Source organism: Micromonospora sp. S-DT3-3-22 (assembly GCF_015354745.1).
GTDB lineage: Bacteria > Actinomycetota > Actinomycetes > Mycobacteriales > Micromonosporaceae > Micromonospora > Micromonospora wenchangensis.
The window spans coordinates 1-14,658 of the sequence record NZ_JACGMO010000160.1 but is presented as its reverse complement, the minus strand read 5'-3'; the positions used below and the strand labels follow the sequence as shown (position 1 = coordinate 14,658).

Genomic DNA, 14,658 nt, shown 5'->3' with positions numbered 1-14,658 from the left:
ACGCCCCGCCCGCCGCCCGGGCCAGTTCCGCCCCGCGCCCCGCCCGCCGCCCAGTGCGGTGCCACCCGCGCCGCGCCCCCTCGCGCCCCGCCCCTCCCGCCCGCCCTCCCCGGTGATCAAGAAGTTTGCGTCAACTGATCAAGAGGTTTGCGTCAACCTGAAGATCGAAGCTGACGCGAACCTCTTGATCACCGAGAACGGGACTTGGGGCCGGCCGGGCGCTGCTCAGCTGACCGGTGCGGGGGTCTGTGCCGGGTGGGCGGGGGCGGTCGGGCGGTTCATCGTGCGCCACGGGCCGCCGAGCAGCGGGGTGAGCACCACCAGCAGGTAGCAGACGCCCACGGTGAGCAGGGTGGGCGTGGTGCCGAAGCCGTCCACGGCCACCCCGGCGGCGAGCGCGCCCAGCGGGATGCCGGCCCAGCAGCCGGCCCCGATCACCCCGAACACCCGGGCCCGCAGGTGGGCCGGCACCCGTTCCAACTCCACCGCGCCGAGCAGCGGGTTGATCGCCCCGGCGGCGAATCCGGACAGGGCGAAGACCGCGACGATCCAGGGCAACGGCGGCGCGGCGGCCAGCACCCAGAAGGGTGGCCCACCGGCGACGGCGAAGGCGGTGACGAAGGTGGCCCGGCGGGGCAGCCGGTGACCGACCGCGCTGAACAGCAGCGACCCGACCAGCGCGCCGCCACCCATCGCGCCGACCAGCAGGCCGAACGCGGTGGCCCCGCCGAGGTCCCGGTCGGCCACCACCGGCAGCAGCACGTTGCTCTTCGTCGCGTCGAAGAAGTTGGTCACCAGCACGAGCAGCACCACCGCCCGCAGCAGCGGCTCCCGGGTCAGGAAGCGCACCCCGACGGCGAAGTCCCGCCAGTAGCCGCCCCCGGTCGGTCCGGTCGACTCGGCCGGGCGCAGCGACCGGGGCACCAGCAGCGCCACGACCAGCGCGGAGACCGCGAAGGTGGCGGCGTCCACGGCCAGCACCGGGAGCGCGCCGAGGGCGGTCACGAGCAGCCCGGCCACCGGCGCGCCGACCAGCCGGGCGCTGCGTTCGGTCGCCTCGTACCAGCCGACCGCCCGCTCCAGCGGCACCCCGGCGGCGGTGGCCGCCTCCGGCAGCAGCGCGTTGCGGGCGGTCTGCCCCGGGGTGTCGAGCAGGCCGCTGGCGAAGACCAGCCCGAGCAGGGCCCAGAACGGCAGGCCGACCGTGGCGTCGAGCAGTGGCACGGCCGCCACCGTCAGCCCGGAGACCACGTCGGCCAGGATGCTGGCCCGGCGGTAGCCGATCCGGTCCACCAGCACCCCGCCGAGGGCGCCGCCGAGCACCACCGGCACGGTGGCGACCGCGCCGGTGAGGCCGGTCGCGGCGGGCGAGCCGGTCGTGGCGAGCACGTACAGCGGCAGCGCGATCAGGGTGAGCATGTTGCCGGTGAGCGAGACGGCGTGACCGAGCAGCAGGCCGACCAGGGGAGCGCGGCGGCGCGGCGACGTCACCGCGGGTCCCGGAAGGCGTGGTAGATCAACGACACGGAGGCGGCCCCCGGCCGGTCCGGGTCGCTGCGGTCCCGCCAGCGGGCGGCCAGCGCCTCCAGGTCGGCCCGCAGCTCGATCAGCTCGTCGCTGGTCAGGTGCAGCCAGGAGTCGGCGCTGGCGGTGCCGCGCACCCACTGCGGGTCGAGGGTCGCCTCGACGTCGAGGTAGTGACCGAGGCGTTCCGCGTACCGGTCGAGGACGGCGCGGCGCAGCAGGTCGGAGGCGGCCCGCCGTTCCGGGTCGGCGAGCGCCTCGACCGGCTCCCAGGACGTCCGCGCGTGGGTCGCCCGCCACCAGCGTTCCCGGCGGTCCCGGGCGTGCTCGGGGGCCTCCTCGACGAAGCCGTGCTCGGCCAGCTTGCCCAGGTGGTAGCTGACCGAGCCGACCGCCTCGTCGACGGCGTCGCTGAGCATGCCGACGCTGCGCGGGCCCCGCACCCGCAGCTCGCCGAGCAGCCGCAGCCGGGTCGGGTGGGCCAGCGCGCGCATCGCCCGGGGATCGGTCAGGTGCCGGGTGGGTTCCTCGGTCATGCGCCCACCCTAAAAGCACAAGACATGAAGTACAAGAAGTCTTGTGGAATTGTGGCCGGCGCGCCGGGGACGGCGACGCGCTGCGGGGCGCGGACAGGCCGGGGACAATGCGACGGAGCGACGGCTGACGCGGACCCGGCCGGGACCAGGAACAGAGGCGGTGCCGATGACCGAGCCGGCGGTGACCACCGCAACCGGGCCGGTGGCGTCCACCGGGCCGGGAACCGGGGGCGGGGGGTGACGGCCGGCCTGGCACTGACCTTCGCCCTCGGCGCGGCGTTCGGCTACGGCGTCGGCTCGGTCCTGCAGGCCGTCGGGGCCCGACGCGGGGCCAGCACCCTGCGCGCCCTCGGCCACCCGCTCTACCTCGTCGGCCTCGGCTGCGACACGCTGGCCTGGCTCGCCTCCCTGGTCGCCCTCCAGAAACTCCCCGTGTACGCGGTCCAGTCGGTCACCGCCGGCTCGCTGGCCGTCACCGTGGTCGTCGCCCGGATCGTGCTCGGTGCGCGACTACGCCGCCGGGACACCGGGGCGATCCTGCTCACCGTCGCCGCCCTCACCGTCATCTCGCTGGCCGCCGGCCCCGAACCGCCGGTCACCGCGTCGGCGGCGCTCCGGGTCGGCCTGGCCGGCGCGGCGGTGCTGACCGCGATCGCCGGCCTCGCCGCCCTACGGGTCGCCCGGCCGGTCGTCGCCGCCACCCTGGCCGGTCTCGCCTGGGGGATCACCGCGCTGTGCGCGCGGGCGCTCATCCCGCCACCCGACCCGCTGGGCCACCCCGGCACGGCGGCCTGGGACCTGCTGAAGGAGCCGGTCACCTGGGGCCTGGTCGTCTCCGGGGTGACCGGGACGATCCTCTACGCGCACGCGCTGCGCCACGGGCAGGTCGGGCCGGTCACCGCCGTGCTCTGGGCGGTCGAGATCGTCGTCCCGTCGGTCGCCGGGGTGCTGCTGCTCGGCGACGGGGTCCGCCCCGGCTGGCTGCCGTGGGCGGTCCTGGCCACCCTGACCACCGTGGCCGCCGCGATCGTGCTGGCCGGCGCCCCGGGCACCGCCGACACCGCCGCAGCGGACGACGCCCCCGGCTGAGCCCACAGGGCACCGGCGAACGTCGACCGGGTCAGCCCGGCCGTCGGCCCTCGCCGGCCGGCCGCCGACCCTTGAGCCGGCGGCCCAACTCCCGGGCGATCTCCCGGTTGGCGTCGCGTTCGGCGAGCACCTGCCGCTTGTCGTACGAGCGGCGGCCCCGGGCCAGCCCGACCTCGACCTTGGCCCAGCCGTTGCTGAAGTACATCGACAGCGGCACCAGGGTGATCCCCGGGTCGCGCAACTTCTCCAGGATGCGGGCGATCTCCACCCGGTGCAGCAGCAGCTTGCGGGTCCGCCGGGGCTGGTGGTTGGTCCAGGTGCCGTAGCCGTACTCGGCGATGTGCAGGCCGTACAGCAGGATCTCGCCGTCGCTCTCCTGGGCGAACGCGTCGACCAGCGACACCCGCCCCTCGCGCAGCGACTTCACCTCGGTGCCGGCCAGCACGATGCCCGCCTCGTAGGTCTTCAGCACCGTGTAGTCGTGGCGGGCCTTCCTGTTGACGGCGATGGGCCTACGCTCCGCGTCCCGCGACACCACGACCACCCCCCGCCCGGATCTGCCAGCGGCGTACACCCTACCGCCGACGCCGGCCCGGCACCCGCGTGGCAGGATCGCCGCATGTCGGAGTGGGCGGCGATCACGCCGGAGGACCGGGACTGGACCGCCGTCATCGACGACGGGTGCGCCGAGTGCGGCTTCGTGCCGCAGCGGGCCGACGCCACCGGGGACCGGCTGCGCGCCACCGTCCCGGTGTGGCGGGAGGTGCTGTCCCGGCCCGACGCGACCCGGCGGCCCGCGCCGACCGTCTGGTCGCCGGTGGAGTACGCCTGCCACGTGCGGGACACCTGCCGGATCTTCCGGGGGCGGCTGGCGCTGATGCTCGACGAGGACGACCCGGTCTTCCCCAACTGGGACCAGGACGCCACCGCCGTCGAGGACGACTACTTCCACCAGGCGCCGGCCCGGGTGGCCGGGGAACTCGCCGCGCAGGCCGAGTCGACCGCCGCCGCGTTCGACGCCGTCACGCCCGCGCAGCGGGCCCGCCCGGGCCGGCGCAGCAACGGTTCGGTGTTCACCGTGGGCCGCTTCGCCGTCTACTTCCTGCACGACGTGGTGCACCACGTGCACGACGTCACCCGCCCGGCGACCCCCCGCTGACCCGCGAGGCGACGTCGCGACCGAAGTCGATGTCGGAGCGGGTCCGGTCGGGGTGGCGCACCCTCCGGCGGAGCCGCCCGGCCGGTAGGGTCCCCGGCCGTGACCGACGCCGACTTCCTCGCCGAGACCCGCGCCTCCTACGACACGATGGCCGCCGGGTACGCCACCCGGTTCCGGACCGAACTCGCCGCCCGCCCGGTCGACCGGGCCATGCTCGCCGCGTTCGCCGAGACCGTCCTGGCCGGCGGGGGCGGCCCGGTGCTCGACGTCGGCTGCGGCCCCGGCCGGATCACCGCTCACCTGCGCGCCCTCGACCTGGCCGTCACCGGGCTCGACCTGTCCCCGGGGATGCTGGCCCAGGGCCGGCTGGCCCATCCGGGGCTGCGTTTCGTCGAGGGGTCCATGCTGGACCTGCCGGTGGCCGACGGGGTCCTCGCCGGCCTGGTCGCCTGGTACAGCGTCATCCACGTACCCGACGGGTGGCTGCCCCGGGTCTTCGCCGAGTTCCACCGGGTCCTCGCCCCCGGCGGGCACGCGCTGCTCGCCTTCCAGGTCGGCGACGAGACGGTCCGCTACACCGAGGCGTGGGGCGACCCGGTCTCGCTGGCGTTCCGTCGCCGCCAGCCGGACCACGTGGCGGCGTTGCTGCACGCCGCCGGGCTGCCGGAGCGGGCCCGGATGTGCCGGGCCCCGCAGGAGTTCGACGGCGCCACCGAACGCACCCCGCAGGCCTGCCTGCTGGTCCGTCGGGACGACGACCGGGCGTGACCGGGCCGCCACGGCACCTCGTATCCTGTTGCGCGGATCTGGCCCACCCGTACGAGGAGGTTGGTGTGAGCAGTCGGACCGAGACGCTGGAGTTCCAGGCGGAGACACGCCAGCTGCTGCAACTGATGGTGCATTCCATCTACTCGCACAAGGACGTCTTCCTGCGCGAGCTGATCTCCAACGCCTCCGACGCGTTGGACAAGCTCCGGCTGGAGTCGCTTGTCGACTCCGACCTCGACGTCGACACCTCTGACCTGCACATCGAGCTGGTGACCGACCCGGAGGCCCGGACCCTCACCGTCCGGGACAACGGCGTCGGCATGTCCCGCGAGGACGTCGTCTCGCTGATCGGCACCATCGCCCGCTCCGGCACCGCTGAGCTGCTGCGCAAGCTCAAGGAGTCCAAGGAGAGCGCCGGCGGCGAGCTGATCGGCCAGTTCGGCGTCGGGTTCTACTCGACGTTCATGGTCGCCGACCGGGTCACCCTGCTCACCCGGCGGGCCGGGCAGACCGAGGGCACCCGCTGGGAGTCCACCGGCGAGGGCACCTACGTGGTGGAGACCGTCGACGACGCCCCGCAGGGCACCTCGGTCACCGTGCACCTCAAGCCCGCCGACGACGAGGACAACCTGCACGACTACGCCGACCTCGCCACGGTCCGGCAGATCGTCAAGCGGTACTCGGACTTCATCGCCTGGCCGATCCGCACCACCGTGCCGGGCGTCGACGGCGGCGAACCCACCGAGGAGACGCTCAACTCCCGCAAGGCGCTCTGGGCCCGCCCCCGCGACGAGGTCGCCGAGGAGGAGTACCGGGACTTCTACCGGCACGTCAGCCACGACTGGACCGACCCGCTGGAGACCATCCACATGCGCGGGGAGGGCACCTTCGAGTACGAGGCGCTGCTGTTCCTGCCCGCGCACGCGCCGTACGACCTCTACCAGGCCGACGGCCGGCGCGGGGTGCAGCTCTACGTCAAGCGGGTCTTCGTGATGGACGACTGCGCCGCGCTGATGCCGAACTACCTGCGCTTCGTCAAGGGCGTGGTGGACGCCCACGACCTGTCGCTGAACATCTCCCGGGAGATCCTCCAGCAGGACCGGCAGATCCAGATCGTCCGCCGCCGGCTGGTCCGCAAGGTGCTCGCCACGGTCAAGGACATGCGCACCGGCAACCCGGAGCGGTTCGCCACCTTCTGGGGCGAGTTCGGCCGGGTGGTCAAGGAGGGTCTGCTGGAGGACCCGGACAACACCGAGACCATCCTCGACCTGCTGTCGGTGGCCTCCACCCACCACGACACCGAGCCCACCACGCTGGGCGGGTACGTGGAGCGGATGAAGGACGGCCAGACCGAGATCTACTACGCCACCGGCGAGAACCGCACCATGCTGGAGAACTCCCCGCACCTGGAGGCGTTCCGGGCCAAGGGCTACGAGGTGCTGCTGCTCACCGACCCGGTCGACGAGGTGTGGGTGGAACGGGTCGGCCAGTTCGACGGCAAGCCGCTGCGCTCCATCGCCAAGGGCCAGGTCGACCTGGAGACCGAGCAGGAACGCAAGGACACCGAGGTCGCCCGGGAGCAGCAGAACAAGGAGTACGCCGAGCTGCTCACCTTCCTCGGCGGGGCGCTCGCCGACACCGTCAAGGAGGTCCGGCTCTCGTCCCGGCTGACCACCTCGCCCGCGTGCATCGTCGGCGACGCGCACGACATCACCCCGACCCTGGAGAAGATGTACCGGGCGATGGGGCAGGAACTGCCCCCGGTCAAGCGCATCCTCGAACTCAACCCGACCCACCCGCTGGTCACCGGCCTGCGCGTCGCCCACCAGCGCGGCGACGACAGTGCGGCGCTGACCGAGACCGCCGAGCTGCTCTACGGCACGGCGCTGCTCGCCGAGGGCGGCGACCTGGCCGACCCGGCCCGGTTCGCCCGGCTGCTCGCCGACCGGTTGGCCCGTACCCTCTGATCCGCCTCCGCTCCCGGCCGGGCACCCACCCGGCCGGGAGCGACGGGGGTCGGCACGCAGCCGCCCGGCGGTCGGCGGCCGCAGCGGATAGGGTTGCCCCAGGTGTGCCGGGAAGTCTGGTCGGCGGTGGATGACGCGATCCCTGCCGACGAGGAGTTTCCGTGACCAACGCCACCCGGCGAGGCCCCAGCCTGTTCGCCCGCCGCTCCTGGAGCGAGACCAGCCGGATCTCGGCCATCCTCCGCCGGGAGACCGTCGGCGGGGCGCTCCTGCTCGCCGGGGCGCTCATCGCGCTGGTCTGGTCCAATTCCCCCTGGTCGGGGTCGTACCAGGCGCTGCGGGACGTCACCGTCGGCCCGGCCGCGCTGCACCTCGACCTGAGCGTGGCGACCTGGGCCGCGGACGGTCTGCTGGCCGTGTTCTTCTTCGTCGCCGGACTGGAGCTCAAACGCGAGTTCGTCGCCGGTGACCTGCGTGATCCCCGACGGGCGGCGGTGCCGGTGGCGGCTGCCGTCGGCGGGGTGATCGTGCCCGCTGTGCTGTATTACCTGATCGCCGCCGGGGCGGGCGACGGCGCAGGCCGGGGCTGGGCCATCCCGACCGCCACCGACATCGCGTTCGCCCTGGCGGTGCTCGCCGTGGTGGGCCGTTTCCTGCCGTCGGCGCTGCGCACCTTCCTGCTCACCCTGGCGGTGGTCGACGACCTGCTCGCCATCATGATCATCGCGGTCTTCTACACCTCGGACCTGTCCGTCGCCCCGCTGCTGGGCGCGCTGCTGCCGCTCGCCGCCTTCGCGTTCCTGGTTCAGCGCCGGGTCCGGTCGTGGTGGCTGCTGCTGCCGTTCGCCGTCCTCACCTGGGTGCTGGTGCACGAGTCGGGGGTGCACGCCACCGTGGCCGGCGTCCTGCTCGCCTTCACCGTGCCGGTGCTGCGCAGCGCCGCGGCCGGCGGCCCGGACGCCGGGCCCGGCCTGGCCGAGCACTTCGAGCACCGGGTGCGGCCGATCTCCGCCGGCATCGCCGTGCCGGTCTTCGCGTTCCTCTCCGCCGGGGTCACCGTCGGAGGGCTCGCCGGGCTGGCCACCGCGTTGACCGACCGGGTCGCGGTGGGCATCGCCGTCGGCCTGGTCGTCGGCAAACCGGTCGGCATCCTGACCGCGACCTGGCTGGTGTCCCGGTTCACCCGGGCCGACCCCGACGAGGGCCTCAACTGGCTCGACGCGCTCGGGCTCGCGCTGCTCGGCGGGATCGGCTTCACCGTCTCGCTGCTGATCGGGGAACTGGCCTTCGGGCTGGGCAGCGCCCGCGACGACCACGCCAAGGTGGCGGTGCTCGCCGGTTCGCTGGTGTCGGCCCTGCTGGCCAGCGTCATCCTGCGCGCCCGCAGCCGGGTCTACCGGCGGGTGCACGAGGCCGAGAGCGTCGACCTGGACCGCGACGGCGTGCCGGACGTCTTCCAGCCGACGCCACCCGCCGACGCCGGCGACGGCCCGCCCGGCCCGAGGTGACCGTCAGGGCCCGACCGGGTACGCCCGGGTGTCGCCGGCCGCCACGCTCGCCCAGACCTGCTGCCCGGGGAGCAGCCGCAGCCCGGCGGCGACGGCGGGGGTGACGTCGGCGACGGTGTCGAGCACCCCGGTGAGCTGCACCCGCAGGTGGTCGCCGTGCCGGTGCACCCCGGCGACGGTGGCCGGCCAGCGGTGCCCGGCGGTGTCGTCGGGGCGGTGCGGATGCAGGCGCACGGCGGTGGGCGCGAAGACCACGAAGGCGTCGCCGTCGAGCCGGTCGGCGGTCGGCACGGTGAACCCGTCGGCGAGCCGGACCCGCCGCCCGTCGGCCCGGCCCCGGTGCAGGTTCAGCCCGACCAGCCGGGCGACGTAGTCGGTGCGCGGCCGGCCGGTGACCGTCGCCGCGTCGCCCTCCTGGACCACCCGGCCGTCCTCGACGATGACCAGCCGGTCGGCCAGCGCCAGGGCGTCCAGCGGGTCGTGGGTGACCAGCACGGCCGCCCCGGCGTGGTCGGTGAGGTGACGGTGCAGTTCGGCGCGGGTGTCCAGCCGGGTGCGGGCGTCGAGCGCGGCCAGCGGCTCGTCGAGCAGCAGCAGGGTCGGGTGGACGGCGAGCGCGCGGGCCAGGGCGACCCGCTGGGCCTGCCCGCCGGAGAGCTGCCGGGGCCGCCGCCCGGCGTACCCGGCCAGGCCCACCCGGTCCAGCCACCGGTCGGCCCGCGCACGGGCGGCCCGCCGGGGCAGGCCCTGCCGGCGGGGACCGAACGCGACGTTGTCCCGGGCGGTCAGGTGCGGGAAGAGCAGGTAGTCCTGGAACACCACGCCGACGGGCCGCCGCTCCGGCCGGACGAACCGCCGCGCGTCCGGCTGGTCCAGCACCGTCGAGTCGAGGCGTAGCCGTCCGGCGCTGAGCGGGTGCAGCCCGGCGAGGGCGCGCAGCGCGGTGGTCTTGCCGGCGCCGTTCGGCCCGAGCAGCGCGACCACCTCCCCGGCGGCGACGTGCAGCCGGACGTCCAGCCGGAACCCGGCCCGGTCGACGACCAGGTGCCCGTCGAGCAGTGGCGGTGTCACGGGCCGCTGATCCACCGGTCGCGCAGCCCGGCGAGGATCACCACCGAGACGGTGAGCAGCACCAGGCTGAGCACCACGGCGGCCTCCAGGTCGGTCTCCAGGGCCAGGTAGACCGCGAGCGGCATGGTCTGGGTCCGGCCCGGATAGTTGCCGGCGAAGGTGATGGTCGCGCCGAACTCGCCGAGCGCGCGGGCCCAGCACAGCACCGCCCCGGCGGCGACGCCGGGGGCGACCAGCGGCAGGGTGACCCGGGTGAAGGTGGTCCACCGGCCCGCGCCCAGGGTGGCGGCGGCCTCCTCGTAGCGGTGGTCGACGCCGCGCAGCGCCCCCTCCACCGCGATGATCAGGAACGGCATCGCCACGAACGCCTCGGCGAGCACCACGCCGGTGGTGGTGAACGGCAGCGTGACGCCGAAGGTGGCGTCCAGCCAGCCGCCGACCGGCCCGCGTCGACCGAAGACCAGCAACAGTGCCACCCCGCCGACCACCGGCGGCAGCACCAGCGGCACGGTGACCAGCGCCCGGACCAGCCGCCGGCCGGGAAACTCCACCCGGGCCAGCAACCACGCCAGAGGTACGCCCAGCGCCAGGCAGAGCAGCGTGGCGAGGGTGGCGCACTGCACCGACAGCCGCAGCGCGGTGAGCACCCCGGGCGCGGTGAGGCGTGGTCCCAGCGACGTCCACGGGGTGCGCAGCAGCAGCCCGCCCAGCGGCAGCACCAGGAACAGCAACCCCACGGCGGCCGGTACGAGCAGCGCGACCGGCACCCGTTGACCGGTGCCGCGTCGGCGGATGGACGCGGTCACGGGCCTGCCGGTGGCTGGAATCCGGCGTCGGTGAGGACGGCCCGGCCGGGTGCGGACCGGACCAGCGCGACGAAGGCGTGGGCGGCGGTGGGGTTCGGCGCGTCGGCCAGCACCACGATCGGGTAGTCGTTGCCGGCGCGGGCGGACTCGGGGAACTCGATGCCGTCGACCTCCCGGTCGGCCGCGCGGGCGTCGGTGCGGTAGACCAGCGCCGCGTCGACCTCGCCGAGTTTCACCTTGGCCAGTGCGCCCTTGACGTCCTGTTCGAGGGTGACCGGGGTGACCCGTACGCCGGCCGCGTCCAGGGCGGTGGTCGCCGCCGCCCCGCACGGCACCTGGGCGGCGCACAGCGCGACCTTCAACCCCGGCCGGGTCAGGTCGGCCAGCCCGGCGAGGCGCTGCGGATTGCCCTGCGGCACGGCGATGACGAGCTGGTTGCGGGCGAAGACGGCGGGGGCACCGGCGGCGTGCCCGGCGTCGGTGACGGTGGCCATGTTCCTCGGGGCGGCCGAGGCGAACACGTCGGCGGGCGCGCCCTGGGTGATCTGGGTGGCCAGGGCGGAGCTGCCGGCGAAGTTGAAGGTGACCGTCGTGCCCGGGTGTTCGGCCTCGAACCGCCGGCCGAGGGTGGTGAACGACTCGGTCAGCGACGCGGCGGCGAAGACGGTCAGCGTGCCGCGCGGTTCACCGTCGGTGGCCGGCGCGGTGGTCCCGGCCCCGCATCCGGCCAGGGCGAGGAGGGCCGCCACGAGGGGGAGGACCCCGGCGCGGCTCCGCCGGCCCATCGGGCGGCTGCCGCCGCGCGGTCGGGTGGCCGCAGCAGCGCCGGTCGGCCCGGCGGTGCCGGGGCGGGGCGGGGCGGTCGGGCCGGTGGCAGGGCGGCGGGGCAGGGCGGGCGGTCCGCCGGCGGGTCGGGTCACGGGTCGGTCCTTCCCCTGGTGGGGCCGGTGGGCGCGGGACGCTCCACCACGACGGTGGTCGACTTGATCACGGCGACGGCCACCGAGCCGACCCGCAGGTCCAGCTCGTCGACGGCCTCGCGGCTCATCAGCGAGACGATCCGGAACGGCCCGGCCTGGATGTCGACCTGGGCCATCACGGTGTCCCGGACGACGGCGGTGACGATCCCGCGCAGCCGGTTGCGGGCCGAGGAGAACTCGGCCCCCTCGTCGGGGGCGGCGGACTGGGCGCGGACGAAGCCGGCCAGGTCCACGCCGTCGACGAGCCGGTGGCCGTGGGCGTCCCGCCGGGCGGGCAGCCGGCCGGCGTCCACCCAGCGCCGCACGGTGTCGGCGCTGACCCCGAGCAACTCGGCGGCCTCACTGATCCGGAACACGCTCACCCGGTCACCCTAGTCGCCCGCATCTGCCCACCGGAAGGTGGTTTCCACCTCGCGGACGCGAGTGGTGACGCCGCTTCCGGCCCGCAGTCGCGGGTGCCGGCGGGGTGGACCCGGGCCGGGCCCGGGGGAGTGGCGGGGGTGGACACGCCGACGGCCGGCCGTCGCGGGTGGCGACGACCGGCCGCTGCCGGCGGTGGGAGGGTCAGCTCAGGGTGAGCGCGGTGTCGTCCACCACGAAGGACGTCTGGAGGCTGCTGTCCTCCACCCCGCTGAACGAGATGGTGACGGTGCTGCCCGCCAGCGCGGACACGTCGAAGCTGCGCTGCACGTAGCCGCTGGCGGCGTTGACGTTGGAGTACGTCGCCAGGGTGGTGCTGCCGGCCTTGACGGTCAGCTTGTCGTACGCCGTGCTGCCCGACTCGGCCGTGTCGATGTGCAGCCAGAAGGACAGGGTGGCCCGGCAACCGGCCGGGATGGCCACCGACTGGGTGACGGTGTCGGTGTGGGTGGAGCCGTACCCGTTGAGCCACGCCTTGTACGAGCCACCGTGCGCGGCCTGGCTGGCCGACGAGGTGATCACGCCCGAGGTGGCGGTCCAGCCGGTGGCGCCGGACTCGAAGCCGGGGTTGGTCAGCTTCTGGCCCGAGCAGCCGCCCGAGGTCGGGGTGGGCGTCGGGGTGGAGGTCGCGGTCGGGGTGGGCGTCGGGGTGCCGCCGGTGCAGGTCGGGTCGCCGGACTGCGCCGGCACGCTCACCGCGTCCCAGGCGGCCTTGACCGTGTTGAACTCGGTGCAGCTGCCCGGGTACAGGGTCTTGGCGGCCTGCAACGTCCAGGTGCGGTACTTCAGGTACGACGAGGTCGTCGTCTTGAGCAGCATCGCGTTGTACATGATCTTGATGGCCTTCTGGATGCCCAGGCCGGTCACGGTGCTGCTGTTGCAGGTCGGGCTGGTCGGCTGCCCGTTGGTCGGGTTGCTGCCCATGGCCAGCAGGTAGAACCAGTGGTTGCCCGGGCCGGCCGCCGCGTGCACCTCCTGGCTCGGGATGCTGCTGGAGTAGCAGTTCGCGTCGCCGAGCGCGGACGGGTTGTACATGTTGCGGATCGGGCCGCTGCCGACCAGGTTGATCTTCTCGCCGACGAGGAAGTCCGGCGCGTCGTAGGTGGACGGCTCGTTGGCGAACCACTCGGTGGCCGCGCCGAACGTGTCGGCGACGAACTCCTGGGTGTTGCCCCGGGAGATGCCGCCGGGGGTGGTGTCGTCGATGCCGTGACCGATCTCGTGGGCCACCACGTCGAGCGAGCCGATCCACTGCCCGGCGGTGTTCTTGCCGATCTGCACCTGCGAGCCGTCGTAGTAGGCGTTCTGGTCGTTGAGGCCGACCCGGATGGGCCACGCGCCACCGCTGCCGTTCGCGCCGTTGCGGCCCAGCCACTGCGACAGCATCTTGTGCTCGGTCTGCGCCGAGAACAGGGCGTCGACGCAGCCGGTCTCCTTGTTGGTGCCGGTGCCGTTGCCCCAGACGTCGTCCGGGCCGGAGAAGGTGGTGTTGTTCGCGGCGTCCTGGCAGCTCAGGTTGGTGATGCTCGGGTCCTTCAGCGAGTAGGTGCTGCCCGACAGGGTGGTGTTCAGGGTGACCGGCCCGTTCCACACGCCGGTGCCGGTGCCCCGCACGACGTGCTCCTGGGTGTCCAGCACCGCGCCGGTGGCGGCGTCCACGTCGACGGTCAGCCGGCTGGGGCCGTCCGCGCCGGTGCCGGTGACGGTGGTCTCCCAGGCCAGCGTGGGCCGCGCGCCGAGGGTGTGCACGACGAGCGTGGTGCCCTCGACGCCGCTGACCTTCCGCAGTTGGGCGCGGGCGGTCCGCTCGGCCGCGGCGGCGGTGAGCTTCGGCGTGGTGGACAGGTTCCCGATGCTCTGCTGCTGGGCGACGGAGGCGTAGGTGACCTCGCCGGTGGCGGTGGTCGCCAGGACGAAGTCGCCGCCGACCACGCGCAGGCCCTTGTAGGTGCGTTCGTAGGGGACGTACTGGATGCCCTCGGAGGCGATGACCGGCCGTTGCACGAACGCGTCGTCGGCGCTGGCGTGCAGGTAGGCGGGACGGCTGGCGACCAGCGAGCTGGCCGCGCCGACGGCGGCGGCCCGGGCCTGGGCCGGGTCGGGGACGGGGTGGGACGGCGCGGCCTGGACCGCTGCGGCGGTGCCCGCGGCGATCAGGCCGGCCGCGACCGCGCCGGAGAGCGCGACGAAACGGGGTGAGAGCGTCAAGGGGGATGCTCCTGTTCTCGGGCGGCGTCGCGGTGCCCGGTGGGGTCGCGCGCCGGTGCTGCATGAGGCATGGCCGCGACGGGTGGTCTCCGGGCTGCCGGCGGGCCCGGTGGGGGTGACTGTCCGTCGCGTGTCGCCGGGGGTTGGCGACTGCTGGAGGCACGATCACACGGGCAGGCACCCATATCAATGGGTTGACCCGGGCAACCATGCGTCCAGGCTGCCGAAACCGCTTTTGCCAGGTGATGAACGATCGTCGGCCACCCCGGTCTGAACAGGTGATCCCCGTCGATCTCGTGCCGGCCGACCGCCCCAGTTGCGGGTTTTCGCCGGAACGCGCGCCGGATGCGCATACACCCGGTCGACCAGCAGTACGACAACGTCGTCATGTCCGTCGTGCTCGGCCCCTCGGGCACGAGTCGGATGGGCGTCGATCGCCTACCATGCGGCTGTGCCGGACATCGACGCATCGCTGGCCGCCGGGCAGGTCTGGCGGGGGCAGGGCGACTGGTCGCAGGCCGCCCGACGGGCCAAGCGACGGATCACCACCGGTCGCCGGGCGGTCGCCGCGCTGACCGCGACCGCCGCCGTCGCCGGCACCGCGAGATCGGAAGAGCACACG

General features: G+C 74.3%; 13 protein-coding genes. 5 read left to right on the top strand and 8 right to left on the bottom strand.

Annotated features, from left to right (window positions below; all coding sequences use genetic code 11):
* Positions 1-225 precede the first annotated feature (225 nt).
* Both H1A17_RS30650 and H1A17_RS30645 read right to left on the bottom strand, forming a co-directional pair.
* On the bottom strand, positions 226-1,491 hold the full coding sequence (locus tag H1A17_RS30650; protein ID WP_309236906.1) for an MFS transporter: 1,266 nt from the start codon (positions 1,489-1,491) through the stop codon (positions 226-228).
* The gene (locus H1A17_RS30645) at positions 1,488-2,060 is read right to left on the bottom strand and encodes a helix-turn-helix domain-containing protein (protein ID WP_145919887.1); all 573 of its coding nucleotides are present in this window, start codon (positions 2,058-2,060) and stop codon (positions 1,488-1,490) included. Before H1A17_RS30645 ends, H1A17_RS30650 begins: the two co-directional genes overlap by 4 nt.
* 237 nt (positions 2,061-2,297) lie before the next feature.
* Here H1A17_RS30645 and H1A17_RS30640 point away from each other — a divergent pair, with 237 nt between their 5' ends.
* A complete protein-coding gene (locus H1A17_RS30640) occupies positions 2,298-3,149 on the top strand; it encodes a hypothetical protein (protein WP_194823524.1) in 852 nt (283 codons plus the stop codon).
* Between the two features lie 31 nt (positions 3,150-3,180).
* Here the strand turns inward: H1A17_RS30640 and smpB are convergent, their stop codons facing one another.
* On the bottom strand, positions 3,181-3,684 hold the full coding sequence (gene smpB / locus H1A17_RS30635; RefSeq protein WP_145919889.1) for an SsrA-binding protein SmpB: 504 nt from the start codon (positions 3,682-3,684) through the stop codon (positions 3,181-3,183).
* An 84-nt stretch (positions 3,685-3,768) separates the two neighbouring features.
* On the opposite strand from smpB, the gene H1A17_RS30630 reads away from it, so the two are divergent.
* The 4 genes from H1A17_RS30630 to nhaA all read left to right on the top strand — a co-directional run bounded on the left by H1A17_RS30630 (position 3,769) and on the right by nhaA (position 8,551).
* Positions 3,769-4,308 (top strand): DinB family protein, encoded by a 540-nt coding sequence (locus tag H1A17_RS30630; RefSeq protein WP_194823523.1) that lies wholly within the window; start codon positions 3,769-3,771, stop codon positions 4,306-4,308.
* Between the two features lie 99 nt (positions 4,309-4,407).
* Positions 4,408-5,076: a class I SAM-dependent methyltransferase gene (locus H1A17_RS30625; RefSeq protein ID WP_194823522.1), complete on the top strand. Its 669-nt coding sequence runs from the start codon at positions 4,408-4,410 to the stop codon at positions 5,074-5,076.
* 65 nt (positions 5,077-5,141) lie between these two features.
* On the top strand, positions 5,142-7,043 hold the full coding sequence (gene htpG / locus H1A17_RS30620; protein WP_194823521.1) for a molecular chaperone HtpG: 1,902 nt from the start codon (positions 5,142-5,144) through the stop codon (positions 7,041-7,043).
* A 161-nt stretch (positions 7,044-7,204) separates the two neighbouring features.
* Positions 7,205-8,551 (top strand): Na+/H+ antiporter NhaA, encoded by a 1,347-nt coding sequence (gene nhaA, locus H1A17_RS30615; RefSeq protein ID WP_194823520.1) that lies wholly within the window; start codon positions 7,205-7,207, stop codon positions 8,549-8,551.
* Positions 8,552-8,554: 3 nt separating this feature from the next.
* Here nhaA and H1A17_RS30610 read toward each other — a convergent pair whose 3' ends face one another.
* The 5 genes from H1A17_RS30610 to H1A17_RS30590 all read right to left on the bottom strand — a co-directional run bounded on the left by H1A17_RS30610 (position 8,555) and on the right by H1A17_RS30590 (position 14,036).
* The gene (locus tag H1A17_RS30610) at positions 8,555-9,622 is read right to left on the bottom strand and encodes an ABC transporter ATP-binding protein (RefSeq protein WP_370516909.1); all 1,068 of its coding nucleotides are present in this window, start codon (positions 9,620-9,622) and stop codon (positions 8,555-8,557) included.
* Entirely contained in the window at positions 9,619-10,449 is an 831-nt protein-coding gene (locus H1A17_RS30605) for an ABC transporter permease (RefSeq protein ID WP_370517086.1), read from the bottom strand. The genes H1A17_RS30610 and H1A17_RS30605 overlap by 4 nt, the downstream gene beginning before the upstream one ends.
* On the bottom strand, positions 10,425-11,213 hold the full coding sequence (gene modA / locus H1A17_RS30600; RefSeq protein ID WP_145922824.1) for a molybdate ABC transporter substrate-binding protein: 789 nt from the start codon (positions 11,211-11,213) through the stop codon (positions 10,425-10,427). Before modA ends, H1A17_RS30605 begins: the two co-directional genes overlap by 25 nt.
* Before the next feature lie 131 nt (positions 11,214-11,344).
* Positions 11,345-11,770 carry a molybdopterin-binding protein gene (locus tag H1A17_RS30595; protein ID WP_145919896.1) on the bottom strand — a complete coding sequence of 142 codons (426 nt, stop codon included), beginning with the start codon at positions 11,768-11,770 and terminating at the stop codon, positions 11,345-11,347.
* A 202-nt stretch (positions 11,771-11,972) separates the two neighbouring features.
* Entirely contained in the window at positions 11,973-14,036 is a 2,064-nt protein-coding gene (locus tag H1A17_RS30590) for a M4 family metallopeptidase (RefSeq protein ID WP_194823519.1), read from the bottom strand.
* Positions 14,037-14,658 lie beyond the last annotated feature (622 nt).